This window comes from Sphingobium sp. FW305-3-2-15-F-TSA7, from assembly GCF_058787155.1.
Genome location: NZ_JBYSZM010000006.1, coordinates 28,679 through 45,567, shown reverse-complemented (window position 1 = coordinate 45,567; position 16,889 = coordinate 28,679). Strand labels below are relative to the sequence as shown.

At 65.3% G+C, this 16,889-nt stretch carries 16 protein-coding genes and 1 tRNA gene; 10 read left to right on the top strand and 7 right to left on the bottom strand.

The features are described from left to right. The first annotated feature begins 16 nt into the window (after positions 1-16). From AC3WN8_RS05925 to AC3WN8_RS05905, 5 genes are all read left to right on the top strand, one after another. Positions 17-1,342 (top strand): serine hydrolase domain-containing protein, encoded by a 1,326-nt coding sequence (locus AC3WN8_RS05925; RefSeq protein WP_492668473.1) that lies wholly within the window; start codon positions 17-19, stop codon positions 1,340-1,342. Further along, the gene (locus tag AC3WN8_RS05920; protein WP_492668472.1) at positions 1,339-1,680 is read left to right on the top strand and encodes an MmcQ/YjbR family DNA-binding protein; all 342 of its coding nucleotides are present in this window, start codon (positions 1,339-1,341) and stop codon (positions 1,678-1,680) included. Before AC3WN8_RS05925 ends, AC3WN8_RS05920 begins: the two co-directional genes overlap by 4 nt. After that, positions 1,677-2,027: a hypothetical protein gene (locus tag AC3WN8_RS05915; protein ID WP_492668471.1), complete on the top strand. Its 351-nt coding sequence runs from the start codon at positions 1,677-1,679 to the stop codon at positions 2,025-2,027. The genes AC3WN8_RS05920 and AC3WN8_RS05915 overlap by 4 nt, the downstream gene beginning before the upstream one ends. Further along, the gene (locus tag AC3WN8_RS05910; RefSeq protein WP_492668470.1) at positions 2,008-2,892 is read left to right on the top strand and encodes a hypothetical protein; all 885 of its coding nucleotides are present in this window, start codon (positions 2,008-2,010) and stop codon (positions 2,890-2,892) included. Before AC3WN8_RS05915 ends, AC3WN8_RS05910 begins: the two co-directional genes overlap by 20 nt. Positions 2,893-2,910: 18 nt before the next feature. Further along, positions 2,911-2,986, top strand: a tRNA-Thr gene (locus tag AC3WN8_RS05905). Between the two features lie 44 nt (positions 2,987-3,030). Here the strand turns inward: AC3WN8_RS05905 and AC3WN8_RS05900 are convergent. Then, positions 3,031-3,345, bottom strand: a complete 315-nt coding sequence (locus AC3WN8_RS05900) for a hypothetical protein (RefSeq protein ID WP_492668469.1) — start codon at positions 3,343-3,345, stop codon at positions 3,031-3,033. A gap of 102 nt (positions 3,346-3,447) precedes the next feature. Between AC3WN8_RS05900 and AC3WN8_RS05895 the strand changes: the two genes are divergently transcribed. Beyond that, positions 3,448-3,693 (top strand): hypothetical protein, encoded by a 246-nt coding sequence (locus AC3WN8_RS05895; RefSeq protein WP_492668468.1) that lies wholly within the window; start codon positions 3,448-3,450, stop codon positions 3,691-3,693. A 145-nt stretch (positions 3,694-3,838) separates the two neighbouring features. Continuing rightward, positions 3,839-4,198, top strand: coding sequence for a hypothetical protein (locus AC3WN8_RS05890; protein ID WP_492668467.1), 360 nt, complete (start codon positions 3,839-3,841; stop codon positions 4,196-4,198). A gap of 26 nt (positions 4,199-4,224) precedes the next feature. On the opposite strand, the gene AC3WN8_RS05885 is transcribed toward AC3WN8_RS05890, so the two are convergent. Further along, positions 4,225-4,686 carry a PaaI family thioesterase gene (locus AC3WN8_RS05885; RefSeq protein WP_492668466.1) on the bottom strand — a complete coding sequence of 154 codons (462 nt, stop codon included), beginning with the start codon at positions 4,684-4,686 and terminating at the stop codon, positions 4,225-4,227. A gap of 307 nt (positions 4,687-4,993) precedes the next feature. On the opposite strand from AC3WN8_RS05885, the gene AC3WN8_RS05880 reads away from it, so the two are divergent. Further along, positions 4,994-6,127, top strand: coding sequence for a YkvI family membrane protein (locus AC3WN8_RS05880; RefSeq protein WP_492668465.1), 1,134 nt, complete (start codon positions 4,994-4,996; stop codon positions 6,125-6,127). Between the two features lie 700 nt (positions 6,128-6,827). On the opposite strand, the gene AC3WN8_RS05875 is transcribed toward AC3WN8_RS05880, so the two are convergent. The 4 genes from AC3WN8_RS05875 to bla all read right to left on the bottom strand — a co-directional run bounded on the left by AC3WN8_RS05875 (position 6,828) and on the right by bla (position 13,402). Further along, a complete protein-coding gene (locus tag AC3WN8_RS05875) occupies positions 6,828-9,161 on the bottom strand; it encodes a serine hydrolase (RefSeq protein WP_492668464.1) in 2,334 nt (777 codons plus the stop codon). Between the two features lie 49 nt (positions 9,162-9,210). After that, positions 9,211-10,500, bottom strand: a complete 1,290-nt coding sequence (locus AC3WN8_RS05870) for an alanine racemase (RefSeq protein ID WP_492668463.1) — start codon at positions 10,498-10,500, stop codon at positions 9,211-9,213. A gap of 79 nt (positions 10,501-10,579) precedes the next feature. After that, positions 10,580-12,265 carry an N-acyl-D-amino-acid deacylase family protein gene (locus AC3WN8_RS05865; protein WP_492668462.1) on the bottom strand — a complete coding sequence of 562 codons (1,686 nt, stop codon included), beginning with the start codon at positions 12,263-12,265 and terminating at the stop codon, positions 10,580-10,582. A 117-nt stretch (positions 12,266-12,382) separates the two neighbouring features. Further along, positions 12,383-13,402, bottom strand: a complete 1,020-nt coding sequence (gene bla / locus AC3WN8_RS05860) for a class A beta-lactamase (RefSeq protein WP_492668461.1) — start codon at positions 13,400-13,402, stop codon at positions 12,383-12,385. Positions 13,403-13,605: 203 nt separating this feature from the next. Here bla and AC3WN8_RS05855 point away from each other — a divergent pair, with 203 nt between their 5' ends. Next, positions 13,606-14,274 (top strand): helix-turn-helix domain-containing protein, encoded by a 669-nt coding sequence (locus AC3WN8_RS05855; protein WP_492668460.1) that lies wholly within the window; start codon positions 13,606-13,608, stop codon positions 14,272-14,274. A gap of 189 nt (positions 14,275-14,463) precedes the next feature. Then, a complete protein-coding gene (locus tag AC3WN8_RS05850; protein ID WP_492668459.1) occupies positions 14,464-16,074 on the top strand; it encodes an N-acyl-D-amino-acid deacylase family protein in 1,611 nt (536 codons plus the stop codon). Between the two features lie 45 nt (positions 16,075-16,119). Here the strand turns inward: AC3WN8_RS05850 and AC3WN8_RS05845 are convergent, their stop codons facing one another. Continuing rightward, entirely contained in the window at positions 16,120-16,767 is a 648-nt protein-coding gene (locus AC3WN8_RS05845; RefSeq protein ID WP_492668458.1) for a helix-turn-helix domain-containing protein, read from the bottom strand. Positions 16,768-16,889: the final 122 nt, after the last annotated feature.

Here is a 16,889-nt window from a genome sequence, read left to right as displayed (position 1 = left end):
ACCCGCAACCGCGCAGTTGCAGGAGCCCGCAAAAAGCTACGACCGCGCGATCGCCGCGGGCTACAAGGCGCTCACCCTGTGCAGCGCCATGTTCAACGCCGGGCGCACCCAGGCACAGGTCGAGGCGCTGGAGCTGACCGGCATCTATCCGCAATATGATGCGATCGTACCGACACTGAAGGCCGAAATCGTGAAGGGCCGCGACGACCGCGTCGCGATCGTCAGTGTGGCCTATGATCCGTCGATGCCGCCGCGCGCGGCGTCCTGGGCGGTCGATCGCGGCTGCACCGTCGCACCGATCGGTGCCAGGCTCACCCTGCCCGACGACGTCCCGCCGGCATCGACGCGCACCGCCGCCGACGCGAAACCCTGGCCGGCCGGCGACGCCAAGGCGACGGGCAAGCCGACCGGCGATGCAAAGGCGCTGGCGGCGGTCATGGAGAGCGTCTTCGCCGAAGGCTTCGGCAAGGGCACGCGCACGACCGGCGCGATCGTCGTCCAGAACGGCCGGATCGTCTTCGAGAAATATCGCGACGGTTTCGGCCCGCATGTCTCGCAGCGGACCTGGTCGGTCGCCAAGAGCATAACCGGCACGGTCGTCGGCATCGGCGCCGGCAAGGGGCTGCTCGCCGCCGACCAGAAGGGCGTCATTCCCGAATGGCAGGGCCAGGGCGATCCGCGCGGCGAGATCGCGATCGACCAGCTGCTGCGCATGGCGAGCGGGCTGCACAGCGAAACCGCTGGCAACCGCACCGACGCGCTGTATTTCGGCGGCACCAGCGTGACGCAGGAAGTGACGGCATGGCCGCTCGACGCAATGCCCGGCACGCGGTTCCGCTATGCCAATAACGACATCGTCCTGGCCGTCCGCGCGCTGCGCGCCCGGATCGGAAACGATGCGGTCTATGGCCGTTTTCCGCAGACCGAGCTGTTCGACCGGATCGGCATGACCCGCACGATCGCCGAGACCGATTTCCAGGGCAATTTCGTGCTTTCCAGCCAGGTCTGGTCGACCGCGCGCGACCTGGCGCGCTTCGGCCTGCTCTACCAGAATGACGGCGTCTGGAACGGAGAGCGCATCCTTCCCGAAGGCTGGGTGAAATATGTCACCACCCCGTCGGGACCGCAGCCCGAGGGGCCGTACGGCTATGGCGCGACCTTCTGGCTGCTCAACCGGTCACCCGGCGTGCCGGCGGATAGCTTCGCCGCCTTCGGCAATCGCGGCCAATATGTCGTGATCGTGCCGAGCCGGAAGATCGTGATCGTCCGGCGCGGCGAGGATCCGGGCGCGCCCTTCGACGTTGCGAAACTCACTGCAGACGTGTTGGCCGCGCTGCAATGAACCTGGATTGGGACAGCGTCGTCGCGCTTGCGCTGGCGCTGCCCGATACCGAGCTGTCGACCAGCTATGGCAAGCCGGCGGTCAAGACCAATGGCCGCGCCTTTGTCGCACCGGGGCGTGAAGAGGGATCCTTCTGCCTGATGGTCGATCTCGACACGGTCGAGATCCTCAAGGAAACCGATCCCGACACCTATTGGCAGACCCCGCATTATGAAGGCTGGCCGGCAGTGCTGGTGCGCTATGCCAGCGACGACCCCGAGCGGGTGAAGGCGATGATCGCGCAGGCGCATGCGTGGAATGCGGCGCGGCCGAAACCCAGGCCGCGGAAAAAGGCGTGAGCTTTAGCTGGGACGAAGCGGTCGCCTTTGCGCTGACCCTGCCCGGCGTGACGATGGGCGCGGGTGCGAAAGGCTCCACCTCCCCCCAGGTCCGCGGTCGGCAGATCATCTCGCAGGGCCGCGCGCCGGGCAGCTATGTGCTGCGCGCCACGCGCGAGGAGATCGAAATCCTCAAGGACACCGATCCCGACTGTTTCTGGCAGACGCCGCAATATCAGGGCTGGCCGACCGTGCTGGTCAATGCCGATGCTGCCGATCCGGAGCGGATCATGCTGCTGATCGAGCGCGCCTGGTGGGACCGGGCATCCCACCGGCAGCGCGAGGGCCATGGCGCCACCCGCCCCTGACCGCTTCCGCCGTTTCGCCGCGATCGACTGGTCGGGCGCGGTGGGCGCGCGCCAGCGCGGCATTGCGGTGGCGCTGTGCGAAATGGGCGACGCCGCGCCGCAAATCGTCAGGCCCGGCCATATCTGGTCGCGTCCGGAGATACTCGACTGGATCGTCGGGGACATGCCCGCCGACACGCTGGTCGGGTTCGATCTCGGTCCTTCACTGCCCTTTGCCGATCGCGGCGCTTTCTTCCCCGCATGGGATGAAAGCCCGGCGGATGCACGCGCGCTATGGGCATTGGTCGATCGCCTTTGCGCCGAGGATGCGGATCTCGCGGCCACCAGCTTTGTCGACCACCCGCAGGCCGCGCGCCATTTCCGGCGCCATGGCGGGCGGACCGGCGATCTGTTCGGTACGGGCCGCGGCCGACTGCGCGCGACCGAAGTCGCGCAGCGCGAACAGGGGCTGAACCCTTATAGCAACCTCAATCTCGTCGGTGCCGCCCAGGTCGGCAAATCGAGCCTGACCGGCATGCGCATGTTCCACCGCTTGCAGGGCAGGCTGCCGATCTGGCCGTTCGACGCCGATCCCGGCACGGGTTCGCTGCTCGTCGAAATCTATACCAGCCTCGCCGCGCTGGCCGCCGGACGCACGCGCGGGCGCACCAAGATGCGGACGATGGAGGCGCTCAACGCCGCGCTCGCTTCCCCCGCGATCGCCAGCGCGCCATATCCCGCCGCCGGCCCGATCGACGATCACAGCAGCGACGCGATCCTGACCGCCGCCTGGCTGCGCCGCGTCGCGCACGATCCCGAACTCTGGGCTCCGGCCGGCCTCGATCATGTTCGGCAAACGGAGGGCTGGACCTTCGGCGTCGTCTGACGCATGGGGAGATTCAGCGCCGGCTTAGCTCAGTTGGTAGAGCACCTGATTTGTAATCAGGGGGCCACGGGTTCGAATCCTGTAGCCGGCACCACCGGATTTCCGTCATTCCACGCATGCTTCCGCGCGCTCTTCGATTCAAATGATCGCGAGCGCCAAGAGCACCCTGTGAATCACGAACGCCACGACCAGCAGCACGCCGACGGCGATCGTACCTCCGCTCGCGGCCAATCGAAGGCGGGGCATCCAGATCGAAACCAGCCCCAGCAAGCCCAGTGCGGCACCCACCGCCACGATCGCCAATGCGACGATCCCGCCGGCACTCGACGGTGCCGCGGACATGCCCTGCGCGAAGCCGGCAACGAAGCCCACCAGCGCAAGCGATGCCCCCATCGCGATCGCGCCGATCGATCGGCTGATGGGGAGGAAGACTGGATCGCCGGGCTCCGTCATGATCGCGTCTCCAATCCCCATGCACGCCAATGGCTCGCCCCGTGGCGAACGGTCGCCGGACAGCCATTGCCGCTTTCGGTTCATCCATGCCATGCTTGAGCGGTGAGCGCATCCGAAAGAGCATCGACGGCGAGAATCCTGGGTATCATCCTGCTGCGCGTCGTCATCGTCGTCGCATTGATCGCGATCACCCTGTCGATCGGCATTGCCGCTCCATCCGACATCGGCATGGTGATCTGGGTGTTGCTCATTCCGATTGCGCTCTTCGCCTTTCCGCCGATCGAGCGGCTGATCCTGCGGACTCTGCGCATAAGGTCCACCGGCATCCGCTGGATCGACAGGGATTGAGGAAAGGGAGGTTGGCCAGCCGACCATTGCTTGTGACGCGTTTCGGCCCGATGGTCGTCGGATGTTGGAAATTCGCGGTTCGATACCGATCGGAACGGATGCATCGCCGGCCATTTTGCCTCGGTTGGCCAGCGACCTTCGCCTGATGGCGAAAACGGAAGTCCGCACGACCGACGGGGCTGTTGCCTTTGTCGTCTCCTCGAAGCGCTGGTGGCGCAGCGATCTCCCCATGGAGGGAGTCGACAAGGGGCTGCTGCGCATCGATGGCGAAGGACGGATGCTGACTTATTGCCTGTCGATCAGCCGGATGACCTGCGAATGCCTGGCCATGTCCATCGCATTCGCAGTGATAGCGGGTGTCCTGAAGGAATCGCCGACAAGCGCAATTCTCTACGGTGGAGCGGCCTTCGCCTGGTTCTGGGGGTTGAACCGCTGGCTGGTGGGGCGCCGCGTCACCCGCTATCTGAACAATGTTGCGGCCGGCAGCCCGATGCACCGTGCCTGAAGCGTCCCGCTGAATTGCACCACAGCTCAGTCGCTGATGCCGTCGCGCCCGACGATCGTCATCAACGTGGCGGTCAGATAGGCGACGAGCTTCTGCTTGCCGTCGGTTTCCGCGAAGATCTCGGTCTGGGCGAGCGTCAGCGTTCGCCCCGCCTTCACCACGCGCCCCTTGGCGCGGATCAGATCGCCTGTCGCGGGGGCCAGCAGGTTGATCTTGAATTCGGTGGTCAGCACGCCGCTGCCGGCCGGCATGACGCTCAGCGCGGCATATCCGGCGGCGGTATCCGCGATTGCGCTGAGCGCGCCCGCATGGACGAAACCATGCTGCTGCGAAACGGCGGCTTGCGGTTTCAGAAGGATCTCGACGGCGCCCGGCGAGATATCGCCGAGAACCGCGCCCAATGTCTCCATCAGGCCCTGTTTCGCAAAGCTCGCCGCAATCCGGGCATGGGGGTCGGGGCGGCCAGGCGCGCCGTCTGCGTCATGCATATCCATGGTGAAGCGGTGACAGGAAGCACGGATGTCCGCAATCCGGATTCATCGGGCCGGAATGATCGGGCGATGCGCGTGCGGCAAGCACCATTGCGTTGTGGATCGATGTGCCGATACACACCGTCCGCGACGCGGAGATGCCCGCCGGCCGGTTTCGATCGCCCGGTTTGCGCCTCAACCGGATCAGTTCACCAGGAAGAATTTACAACTAGGTTGACTTCATCCTGATCGGATATATTTTTGCCTTTGGTGAAAACAAGATTGCCGGCCAGTGTGTCGCTCGGCAACAGAGGGGTTCAAGGACATGGCAGAAAACGCTCAACCGAGCTGGTTCCAGCGGATTCTGCTGCCTGGTTTCGCCTTCAAGGCCGTCGTCATCGGCGGCGGCTATGCGACCGGTCGCGAGCTTGCCGAATTCTTCATGCCCAGCGGTCCCTGGGGCGGGCTGGGCGCGATGCTGTTGGCGACGGTGCTGTGGAGCATCATCGCGGCGGCCACCTTCGCCTTTGCCCGGCATGTCGGCGCTTATGATTATCGCACCTTCTTCTCGCGGCTGCTCGGCCCGGGCTGGATCGCGTTCGAGATCGCCTATGTGCTGTTCGTCGTCCTGATCCTGGCCGTGTTCGGCGCGGCGGCGGGCGCCATCGGCGCCGCCATGTTCGGCCTGCCCCCGATCGTCGGCACATTGGTGCTGGCGACCTCGATCGCGGGTTTCGCGGCGTTCGGCAACGCGTCGGTCGAGGAACTGTTCAAATATGTCTCCTTCCTGCTCTACGGCGTCTACGCGCTGTTCCTGATCCTCGCGCTCGGCGTGTTCGGCGACAAGATCGCCGCCAATTTCGCGATCCCCGCGGCCTCGGACGGCTGGGCTTTGGGCGGCATCACCTATGCCAGCTACAATATCGTCGGTGCCGTCATCGTCCTGCCCGTGCTGCGCCATCTGACCAGCCAGCGCGACGCGATCGTTTCCGGCCTCATCGCCGGTCCGCTCGCGATGGCGCCGGCGATCCTGTTCTTCGTCTGCATGATCGCTTTCTATCCGGGCATTGCGCACGAGACGCTGCCGTCCGATTTCATGCTGACGCAGCTCAACATGCCGCTGTTCCATCTGCTGTTTCAGTTCATGATCTTCGCGGCGCTGCTGGAAAGCGGCACGGGTTCGGTCCACGCCATCAACGAACGGATCGCCGGCGTATGGCGCGCACGCCGCGGCACGGAGCTGGGCACCGTCGCGCGCGCGTCGATCGCCGCCGGCCTGCTGATCGGCTGCATCTTCGTCGCCAATCACTTCGGCCTCGTCGCCCTGATCGCCAATGGCTACCGCCTGCTCGCCTACACCTTCCTCGCGGTCTTCGTGATCCCGCTCCTCACCCTGGGCCTTTACCGGCTGCTGCGCAGCCCGGCGGTCGAGACGGCGGTGGTACGATCGGAAGCCTGAAGACGATTGGCCGGGGGCGGCGCCACAGCGCGCCGCGCCCGGCGGGATGGCAGGACCCAAAGCCAAACCGGGTCTTTGCGTAATTGTGAACTTGTCATCCCCGCGAACGCGGGGATCCAGCTTTTCCGTGAAGCATCAAAAGAAGACGAGCGGGGCATAACCCCAGGGATGAGCCTGTCATGTTCTTCGCGCGACAGGATCCGGACCTGCCGCCCCCCCTCCCCTACGGCTCCGCGTGAATCATCTCCGGGCTGGGCAGCGCTGCAGCTAACGGGTTTCACGCGAAGACGCGAAAGCGCGAAAGAAAAGACAGGAAAGAGAGCCCCATTGCTTGGGGCAAGTAACCCTCCGCGGCTCCGCGCCTCCGCGTGAACCGTCAAGCTGAAGCGCCGCCCAAGCGGGGATGATTCACGCCGAGGCGCGGAGACGCGGAGGGGAGGGTTGCGGCAGGCCCAGATCCTGTCTCGACAACAGGATGACGGGCTCATCCCAACGGATTGCCTGGCTTACGCCCACCTCAGTCATAAAAATCCCGGACATCAGTGCGCGTTCGCGGGGATGACATTGTGAGGGTTCGGTCCGGATCTGGACGCTCGCACCGGGGATGGCAGCCCTCACCGGCAAGCCCTCACCCCGTTCGGGCTGGCAGCCCCCGCTTCCTACTGAAACAGCGGGCGTCATGAACGCCCGCCCCGGCCCGTCACTTCCCCTTCTTGCCCAGTTCCTCGAAGGTCTGGTTGCCGATCGGATAGTCGCGCCAGTCGCCGTAATCGAAGTGCCACCACTCCTCTGGATAGACGTCGAAGCCCTCGGCCTCGATCGCGCCGCGCAGCAGCTCGCGCAGCCAGCGCTGATGGTCGGTCCCGCCGACGAAGTTCGAATAGGAGCGCGTCGAGAATTCGTCATAGCGGCCGGTGGTCACGATCGGCTTGCCGGTCTTGAGCTCGAACATGGTGAGGTCCACCGCCGCGCCGCGATTGTGGCGCGATCCCTGCGAGGGATCGGCGACGAACATCCGGCTCGACGGTGGGCTGGCGTCCCAGAACATCTTGGTGACGAACCAGGGGCGATAGGCGTCGTGGATCAGCAGGCCGTAACCGCGCTTGCGCAGTGCCTGGTTGACCCGGCCAAGCGCCTCGGCGGCCGGGCGCTGGAGAAATGCGGCGGCGCTTTCATAGACTGGAATGCCCATGAAATTGTTGGTGCCCGCATAACGGACGTCGAGCCGGATGGTCGGGTCGACCGAGGTCAGCGCGACGAGATCACTGGCCTTGGGCCTGGTTTCCTGCGGCGGCGATGCCTTCAGCGCTTCCGCGCGTAGCGCCGCCGCGCCCGTCTGCATGTCCGATCTCACCTTCGCTTCGATCTCCGCGCCGAAGTCGCGGCGGGGAAAGCGGATGCCGCTCAGGCTGAGCGCCGTCACCGCGCCCGAGGCATCGCGCTCGAAGGTCAAGGCTTCGAGCGGATAGAGCCCGCCCTGTTTGGGAAAGGCATAACGGTTCGCATCCACGCGCGTCAGCGGCATATGATCGACCCACTCGACCCAGGCAAAGGGCCGACCGTCGCGCTCGTAGATACGGATCACATTGTGATCCCAGCCATAATTACCGACCAGCGCCGCGAAATCGGCGGCGGGCTGTGGCGGTTCCGGCATGGTGCCGCGCGTGTAGCGCGTGCCCGCCAGCTCGATCCACGATCCGTCATCGGCAATGGCGAGCTTGTCGAAGCGCGTCTGCGCGTCCTCGACAAGGAAGCCGTTCGCCGTCCGGCGGATATCGCCGACCAGTTCGGGCGCATCGATCACGAGATGCTCGTTGTAGATGCGCGTGCTGACGCTGGCCTTGCCGTTGCTGAACCAGCCAGAAAGCCGTTTCGCCTCCGGCCCCGTGATCAGCGGCGCGGTTTCGAAGGCCGGCGGATTGGCGCCCTTTTTGAGCGCAGCCATCGTGCGCAGCGCATAGTCCGCGAGCTTGCCGGCACTGTTGCTCGAATCGACGGTGGCAAAGGCGACAACCGCGATGCCGGTGTCGGGCATGATCAACACATCGGTCACATGGCCATAGATCGCCCCGCCATGGCCGACGACGCGCTGGCCGTCGATCTGGGACAGCGCGAAACCGATCCCATAGCCGCGCGTCGAGGCGTCGCCCGGAAACTGCCGGCGCCACATCTCATCGAGCGTCGCCGGCTTGAGCAGCGTGCCCTTCGGCAAGGCGCCGCGATTGAGCATCGCCTGCGCGAAACGACCAAGATCGCCGAGCGTCGTGAAGAGGCTGCCGGCCGCCGGCGTGCCGAGCTCGATCGGCGGTGCCGGAACGCGTGGCCCGTCGAACGCCGCCATTTCGCTATAGGCGATACGCCCCTGGAAAGGGGCGGCGGTCATGCCGCTGGATGCCATGCCGAGCGGACGGAACACCAGCGTGTCGACTGCCTTTTCATAAGGCATGCCGCTGACGCGGGCCACGACTTCTCCGACCACGGCGATCGCGGCATTGGAATATTTGGTGACCGTGCCCGGCGCCGCGACCAGCGTGGTTTCGTTCAGGCTTGCCACGGCATCGGCCTGCCCCTTGGCGGCGATGTCGAAATAATTGCCGCGCGGCGCTTCGCGGACCAGGCCGCTGCGATGCGTCATCAACTGGCGCAGCGTGATCTGCCCGCCAAAGGGATTGTGCGGCTTGAAGCTGGGCAGATAGGTGCTGACCGGCGCGTCGAGGTTCAGCTTGCCCTGTTCGACCAGCCGCATCACCGCGACATCTGTGAACAGCTTGCTGACCGATCCGGCGCGATAGATCGTCTCGGGCGTCGCGGGCACCTTGCCCTCCGCATCCGCCTTGCCCCAGGCGCCCGACCAGCGGACGCCCTCGGGCCCGACGATCGCGACCGCAACCGAGGGCACGCGCTTGTTCTCGACTTCCCATTTCGCGGCATCGGCGATCAGCGCCGCCGCGCGATCGAGGCCGGGATCGGCCGAGGCCATCGTCGGCGTCATCGCCGGAACCAGGAAAAGCAACAGGACCAGGAGCTTCTTCACGCGTCTTCCCTTCACAACCTGCTTGAACCCGCGCCCTTGCCGATGGGCGTCAGAAGAATGTCCGTATCGTCCCCGTCACGCGAAGGCCATCGTCGACCAGATACAGCGCCTGCCATTTGTCGAAGGTGGTGCAGGGGTGCGAAACCCCGAATGCTACCATGTCCCCGGGCTGGAGCGGGGAATCGGCGGGAATGTCGAGATAGGCATGCTGATCGTCGAGCCGGACGACGCGATGGTCGGCGGGGATGGGCAGCATCTCCGCATCCGGGCCGGGCCGGGCCCAGCCGAGCACCGTCGGCGGCGCGACATCGTCGGCGATATCGCGCTTGCCCAGCCCCGCGACCAACCGGGTCGGCTCGGGGCGTGAATGGACATAGGCCCAGACCTCGAGCGCGCCGCGCAGGCCGTCGCCCAGGCTGGCGGCGACCGGCGAGCGCCGGATCAGCCCTTCGACGAGCAGTTTGTAGAAATGGCTGTCGTGCACGAGATAGCAGCCGCTGCGCAGGATCACGGCATAGGGCCGATCCGCCGACGCGCGGCCGAAGGTTTCCGCCACCATGTCGAACAGCGAGGATCCACCGGCGGTGATGATCGGCTTGCCCGTGAACAGATGCGCATCGCTGCACGCATTGGCCAGCCCGACGACGCGGTCGAGCAACACCCGGACCTGCGCGTCCCGGGTTTCCGGTGGCGTGCCTTGAAAGACGCCTTCAAAGGCCTCCACGCCGCGGAGCGAAAGCAGCGGGGACGCGGCCACGCGCCGCGCGACGGCAAGCGCCGCGTCATTGTCGCGGAAACCGGCGCGGCCGCCGGGAAAGCCGAGCTCGATCAGCACCTGGAGCGGCCGGCCGGGCGGATCGGCGGCCAGCGCCGCTTCGAGCAGATCGACCGACGCCGCGGAATCGACCAGGCAGTAGAAATCGAAATCAGGATCGCGGCGCAGCTCCGCCACGACATAGGCGATGTTCTGCCGCCCGACGAGCTGGTTGGCGAGCAGGATCGTGCCGATGCCGTGCTTGCGATAGGTGCGGACATGCCCGATCGTCGCGGCGGTCAGCCCCCAGGCGCCATCCTCCATCTGCAGCGCGAACAGGTCGGGGCTCATCGTCGTCTTGCCGTGCGGCGCGATCCGCGCGCCCGACAATTGCGTGAACTTGCGCATCCATTCGCTGTTGTGGCGCATCGCCGATTCCCGCAGCACCGCGACGGGCAGCATCAGATCCTCGCGCAGCACATGCCAGCCGGCATCGGCCACCGCCTCCGCCGCGATTTCCTCGCAATTCGCAGGCATGCCCTTGAGACGCCAGTCGAGCGCGGCAGCTGGCTGCTTGTCGGTCATTCTCTTGTCATCTCCCCCTCGCCCCGATGCCGTCGATCGCGGGGCGCATATGAACCTGTCGAAAATCCGTGATCGCGCCTCAGGGCGCCGGCTTGCTGAAACGGATCACCTTGCCCGCACGCGCGCCCGTCATCTTGCCATTGTCGATCGCGAGCACGCCATTGACCCAGACATAGTCCATGCCCGTCGAATATTGCGCCGGGTTCTCGAAGGTCGCGTGATCCTGCACCGTGTCCGGATCGAACAGCAGCAGATCGGCGGCATAGCCGACACCGATGCGGCCGCGATCGTAAAGGCCGAGGCGGTTCGCGGACGCCGACGTCATCCGCCGGATCGCTTCCTCCAGCGGGATCACCTTCTCCTCGCGCACATATTTGGCGAGCACGCGCGGCATCGTGCCATAGGCCCGCGGATGGACGGCAAGCCCGTCGACATCGGGGCTGGCTGGCGAAGTATCGGTGTTGATCATCATGAACGGCGCGCGCAGGCCGATATGCTTCTGCTCCTCGTTCATGCTGAGCGGGGCGACGCCGACGCCGCCCGCCGCGATCGTGTCGAACACGAAGGTCCATTCGTCCTTGCCGCGCTTCTTCGCCGCCTGTGCGATGCTGAGCCCGACCAGATCGGCGCCCAGCGCGTCGTCGGTGATCTGGACGTTGTTCCAGTCCTGGCCGACATGGTCGTACCAATTCTCCCACGACCGGTCGGTCTCGACCGTCTTGCGCAGCGCCGCACGCACCTTGGGATCGGACAATGTCTTGTAGAACGCGTCCGGCCCGTGCGCATAGGATTGCGGCGGCACGAACGAGCCCAGCCCGATGCCGTTGCGGATATAGGGATAGATGTCGGCGGTGACGTCGATGCCCGCGACGCGCGCCGCCGCGATACGGTCGACCGCCTTCTGCATCAGCGGCCAGTTGCGCACGCCCGCCGCCTTCAGGTGATAGATCTGGACGGGAATGCCGGCGCCCTTGCCGATCGCGATCGATTCATCGATCGAATCGAGCAACTTGTTGCTCTCGTTGCGCATATGCGTCGAATAGAAGCCGCCATAGGGCTTCACCATCTTGGCGAGCTCGATCAATTCCCCGGTGGTCTGGTAATTGCCCGGCGGATAGATGAGCGCGGTCGACAGGCCCGAGGCGCCGTCGCGCATCGCCTGATCGACGAGCGTCTTCATCTTCTCCATTTCCTGCGGCGTCGGCGTCCGGTCCTCGACGCCCATCACCACGCGGCGCACCTGTGCGGCGCCGACATTGTGGACGACGTTCACCGGGACGCCGAGATCGTCCATGATCTTGAAATATTCGGCATAGGTCCGCCAGCGATAGGGCTTGCCGGCGATCATCACCGGCTTGGGCTGGGTCTCGTCATTCTGCGGCGCGGGCGATCCGCCCTCGCCGCTCAGATGCACGGTGATGCCCTGCGTCAGTCGCGACTGGGCCGATGCGGGATTGGTCAGATAGACCAGGGTGCTCTGCCCCATGAAATCCATGAAGCCGGGGGAAAGCACGCGATCCTTCGCGTCGATCACTTTCTCGGCGCGGCTCTCGTCGGGCTTGGCGGCGCCGATCCAGACGATCTTGCCGTCATCGACCGCGACGGCACCCCGGAACCAGGGCGCGCCGGTCCCGTCGACGATCCGCGCATTGGTGATCAGATAATCCCACTTGCCCGGATCGTTCGCCAGCGCGGTGCCGTGCAACGCCACGCTGCCGACCGCAACGCATGCCCCAAGCAGCATCTTTCCAAATCGCGTCTTCATGCCCGAAAAGCTCCCCGATATCGCGGCGAGGCTACGACAGAACGACTGACCGGCAAAGCGGATTTTCAAAAACGGCACAATTTTTCAGTTATGCGAAATACCGCCAGCGAAACGCCTTCAACCGCCAAGCAGGAAATAGTCATAGGCGGTGCGCGCAATGTCGGCGATCACCCGATCCTGCACCTCTGTGCCCTTGGTATCGCCCTTGACGAACACCGCGATCGCGAACTTGCTGCCGTCGGGCAGGGTCACCAGCCCGACATCATTGGCGATGCTCATCAGCGTGCCGGTCTTGTGGGCGACGACGGTGTCGAGCGGCAACAGCCCCTTCAGTCGCTTGTCGCCGGTATGGCACCGCTCCATGATCTCGATCAGCGTCCTGGTGCTCGACGCGCTCATCGCCTTGCCCGACTGGATCGTCAGCAGCAGCTTCAGCATCGCTTCGGGCGTCGATGCGTCGCGTGGATCGTCGTTGAACGCCTTGTTCGGAATCCGTTTCTGGTTGCGCTCGCGGATCGAGGGATCGGCGGCCATCGCGGCCTCCCGCCTTTCGCGGAAATTGCCGGGCCCCGGCGCGACGCCGAGCGCGCGCAGGATCAGCGCGCCCGTGCCGCCATCGACCTGCTGGCCGGTGATGCCCACGCGCCGGAGCCACGCGGTCACCGCGGCCGGCCCGCCCGCCTGCGTCACCAGCACGTCGGTGCCTGTATTGTCGCTGCGCGTCAGCATCAGTTCGAGCAGGTTATGGACCGAGAGCGCGACGCCGGCATGCGGCGTCTGCTCGGCAATGCCCGCGGAATTGACGATGACCGCCGGATCGACCGTCACCAGCTGGTCGAGCGTCAGCTCGCCCTTGTCGATCCGCGCGAAGATCGCGCCCGCGACCGCGATCTTGAAGGTGCTGGCCATCGGAAAGGTCGTGCCGGCGTTGAGCACCGCCATGCCCTTGCCGTCAACGCGCTGGACGGCGACGCCGACGGTGCCGTCGGTCTGTTTCGCGAACTGCGCGAACGCCGCTTCCAGCCGACTGTAAGCGGCGGCCTCGGTCGCGGGCGCCGCCATTGCCGATGGCGCGGCGGGGCCGGTCGCGACGATCGCCAGCGCCGCCATGACGGAGAGGAAGGCCGTACGCCGCATCGATGATCCTTTCACGCTGGTGATGCGAACCGCTCGCTTCCGGCAGTTGCAACCAAAATGGTTGTTTCAGATTTTTCACATTTGTCAACTTGGCGAAAGCGGCCTATCCTGCGCCACACACCGCCTCTTCGGCGCGCAGCATGCGGGGAACGATGACAGCTCGGCAGGGGTCTGCTATTCGGCGAGGCCGGGAAAGGACCAGAATGTCTTCTGCACAATATCGCGAGCCGTCAGCGCTCGTTCCAGCCGCCGCCGAGATCGATCCCGGCGCGGTCCTCCGCGGAATCCGTACCGAGCGGGGCTGGACACTGGCCGAGGTCAGCAAACGGACCGGCATGCCCGTCTCGACGCTTTCCAAGGTGGAAAACGGCAAGATGTCGCTCAGCTATGACAAGCTGCTGCGCCTCAGCCGCGGCCTCAGCATCGACATCACCCGGCTGTTCGCCGCCAGCGCGCCTGTCGCGATACCCAATGCCGCGACCGGCCGGCGCGCGATCACGCGCGCGGGCGTGGGCCCGTCGATCCGCACCGCGACCTATGGCTATGTCTACCCGGCCGCCGACCTGCTCAACAAGACGCTCAACCCGATGATCATCGACGTCCGCGTGCGCTCGATCGAGGAGTTTGGCGAGCTGATGCGCCATCCCGGCGAAGAATATGCGCTGGTGCTCGAGGGCCAGTGCGAATTCCACTGCGATCTCTACGCTCCCGCGCTGATGGAGACCGGGGATTCGATCTATTTCGACGGGCTGATGGGCCATGCCTATGTCGCGGTCGGCGACGGCCCCTGCCGGATCCTCTCGGTCTGCTCGGCCACCGACGCCGACCTGAAATCGGCGCTCAATCCGATCGAGACGTCCGACCAGGCCTGAACGGCACGCGGACCGACATGGTCAGGCCCGACATTTCCATATCGGAAAAAATGTTGCGTCACGGAAAATCCCGTGCGATGACTGCGTGCGTTCTCGGGAAAACCCGCCAAAGATGATGCGGCTGGCGTGAGGAGGTTTCCCGCCCGAAGAATCCGTCTCGAAGAACCCGTCAACGTCGAGGTGATCCGCATGAAACGCTTCCTGCTTTCCGCCGCCGCGCTGCTCCTGGTGTCCAATGCGCCCGCCCCGCAATATGACATCGTCATCCGCGGCGGTCGCGTGCTCGACGGTGCCGGCAATCCCTGGGTACGCGCCGACGTCGCGGTCAAGGGCGGCTATATCGTCCGCGTCGGTGACGTGTCCGGCCGCGGCGCGAAGGAGATCGACGCGCGCGACCGCTATGTCACGCCCGGCTTCATCGACATGATGGACCAGTCCGGCCGCGTGCTGCTCAAAAACGGTGGCGCCGAGAACAAGCTGCGCATGGGCGTGACGACGGTGATCGCGGGCGAAGGCGGCACGCCGGTCGAAGCCAAGGATATCCCGACCTATTTCGAAACGCTCGAGAAACAGGGCATCGCCGTCAATTTCGGCACCTATTATTCGGCGATGCAGGCGCGCTCCAAAGTGCTCGGCGACACCGCCGGCACGCCTAGCCCCGAGCAGATGAAGGTGATGGAGCAGGAAGTCGAGACCGCCATGCGTGGCGGCGTGTTCGGCATCAGCACCGCGCTCGTCTATTCGCCGAGCAATTTCCAGTCGACCGCCGATCTCGTCGCGCTGGCCAAGGTCGCTGGGCGCTGCGGCGGCTATTACGCTACGCATATGCGCGACGAAGCGGCAAAGCTGGTGCCCGCGATCGAGGAAGCGATCGAGATCGGCGAAAAGGGTGGGGTCAAGGTCGAGATCTTCCACCTGAAGGCCGGTTACCGCCCCGGCTGGGGCAAGCTGATGCCGCAGGCGGTCGCCACCATCGCCGCAGCGCGGGCGCGCGGCGTCGATGTCGCCGCCGACATGTATCCCTATCCCGCCGGCGGAACCGGGCTCGACATCACCGTCCCCACCTGGGTCTGGGCCGAGGGCAAGGCCAAGGGGATCGAGCGGCTCAAGGATCCCGCGGTTCGCGCCCGGCTGAAAAAGGAAGTGATGGCCGGATCGCAGCCCGACTGGTCCAATTTCGTCGAAGCGTCGGGCGGCTGGGAGAATGTCATCCTGGCGAACGGCTATGCCGACGCCTATCGGCAATATCACGGCAAGAGCATCGCCGCGATCGCCAAGGCGCTCGGCAAGGATCCAGCCGATACCGCGTGGGACATCATGATCGGCGCGTTGCCCAAGCGCGCAATGGCGCTGTATTTCATGATGGGGGAGCCGGATATCGAACTGGCGCTGCGCCAGCCCTGGGTCTCCATCGGCAGCGATGCCGGCGCGGCCGAAAATTACGGCCAGGTCGATGGGCTGGGGCTGCCCCACCCCCGCGCCTATGGCAATCATGCGCGCGTGATCGCCGAATATGTCAAACGGCGCCCGATCCTGACGCTGGAGGACGCGGTGCGCAAGATGACGAGCTGGCCCGCCGAACGCATGGGGCTGAGCGATCGCGGACTGGTGCGAGAGGGCATGCGCGCCGACCTGCTCGTCTTCGATCTCGCCAGGGTCGACGATGTCGCCAACTATGAAAAGCCGCTCGCCTCTCCCACCGGGTTCGACGATGTGATCGTCAACGGCGTCGTCACGATCGACAAGGGGCAGGCAACGGGCGCTCGCGCCGGAAAGGTGCTGCGCCATAGCTGCCGGTGACCGGCCCGGCCGGCACCCGCCGCAATCCGTGCGGCAGCGGTCGGATCAGGACAGGTCTTCGGTCGTCGCATCCTCGCCATGAAGGTTCATCAGCGAATCCATCAGCCCGTCCTCGGCACTGGAGCAGACCGCGATCACGATCGCTTCCTTGCAATCCTTGCCGGCGACATAGGCGTGCCCCATCGTCGAATCGATGTAGATCGACTGGCCTTCGTCGAGCGGAATCGGGTCGTAGAATTCGGTGTGGACGACGATCCGTCCTTTCACGACATAGACGAATTCCTCGCCCGGATGCCGAACGAACTCGCCGAACTCGTCGGCCGATGCCGCACGGATCCGCGTATAGATCGGAATCATCCGTTTCCGACGCAATTCGGTGCACAGATAATAATAGTCGTAGTTCGAGGTCTGGACACGCACCGCGCGATCGCGGTCGCCGACGCTGCGCCGCGCCGTCACCGGCGTTTCACCCGTCCCCGGCGCATCCTCGGCAAACAGTTCCGACATGCGGATGTTGAGCCGCTGGCTCAGTTGGAGAAGCTTGTCATAGGTCAGCGTCAGCCGGTCATGCTCGACCTTCGACAGAGTGGAGATCGGAATGCCGCTATGGTCGCTCATTTCCTTGAGCGTCCAGCTGTTGCGCGTGCGCAACCCCCGTATCAACGCACCCAGCGTGGGTTGCTCCCCCTTCATCGTTCAGCCCCCTCGAGAAAATCCAAATTCGATCATCCCCCAATTGACAATTTTCCGAACAGGATCATTATTGTCCAATCAGGATACATTCTGTCGTTCCTAGGTATCCACGATATCCCCGC

Excerpts from the sequence above, each read along its gene's own strand:
- AC3WN8_RS05920 (WP_492668472.1), top strand. The coding sequence starts at position 1,339 with ATGAACCTGGATTGGGACAGCGTCGTCGCGCTTGCGCTGGCGCTGCCC.
- AC3WN8_RS05910 (WP_492668470.1), top strand. The coding sequence starts at position 2,008 with ATGGCGCCACCCGCCCCTGACCGCTTCCGCCGTTTCGCCGCGATCGAC.
- AC3WN8_RS05900 (WP_492668469.1), bottom strand. The coding sequence starts at position 3,345 with ATGACGGAGCCCGGCGATCCAGTCTTCCTCCCCATCAGCCGATCGATC.
- AC3WN8_RS05890 (WP_492668467.1), top strand. The coding sequence starts at position 3,839 with ATGGCGAAAACGGAAGTCCGCACGACCGACGGGGCTGTTGCCTTTGTC.
- AC3WN8_RS05885 (WP_492668466.1), bottom strand. The coding sequence starts at position 4,686 with ATGCATGACGCAGACGGCGCGCCTGGCCGCCCCGACCCCCATGCCCGG.
- AC3WN8_RS05880 (WP_492668465.1), top strand. The coding sequence starts at position 4,994 with ATGGCAGAAAACGCTCAACCGAGCTGGTTCCAGCGGATTCTGCTGCCT.
- AC3WN8_RS05870 (WP_492668463.1), bottom strand. The coding sequence starts at position 10,500 with ATGACCGACAAGCAGCCAGCTGCCGCGCTCGACTGGCGTCTCAAGGGC.
- AC3WN8_RS05865 (WP_492668462.1), bottom strand. The coding sequence starts at position 12,265 with ATGAAGACGCGATTTGGAAAGATGCTGCTTGGGGCATGCGTTGCGGTC.
- bla (WP_492668461.1), bottom strand. The coding sequence starts at position 13,402 with ATGCGGCGTACGGCCTTCCTCTCCGTCATGGCGGCGCTGGCGATCGTC.
- AC3WN8_RS05855 (WP_492668460.1), top strand. The coding sequence starts at position 13,606 with ATGTCTTCTGCACAATATCGCGAGCCGTCAGCGCTCGTTCCAGCCGCC.
- AC3WN8_RS05850 (WP_492668459.1), top strand. The coding sequence starts at position 14,464 with ATGAAACGCTTCCTGCTTTCCGCCGCCGCGCTGCTCCTGGTGTCCAAT.
- AC3WN8_RS05845 (WP_492668458.1), bottom strand. The coding sequence starts at position 16,767 with ATGAAGGGGGAGCAACCCACGCTGGGTGCGTTGATACGGGGGTTGCGC.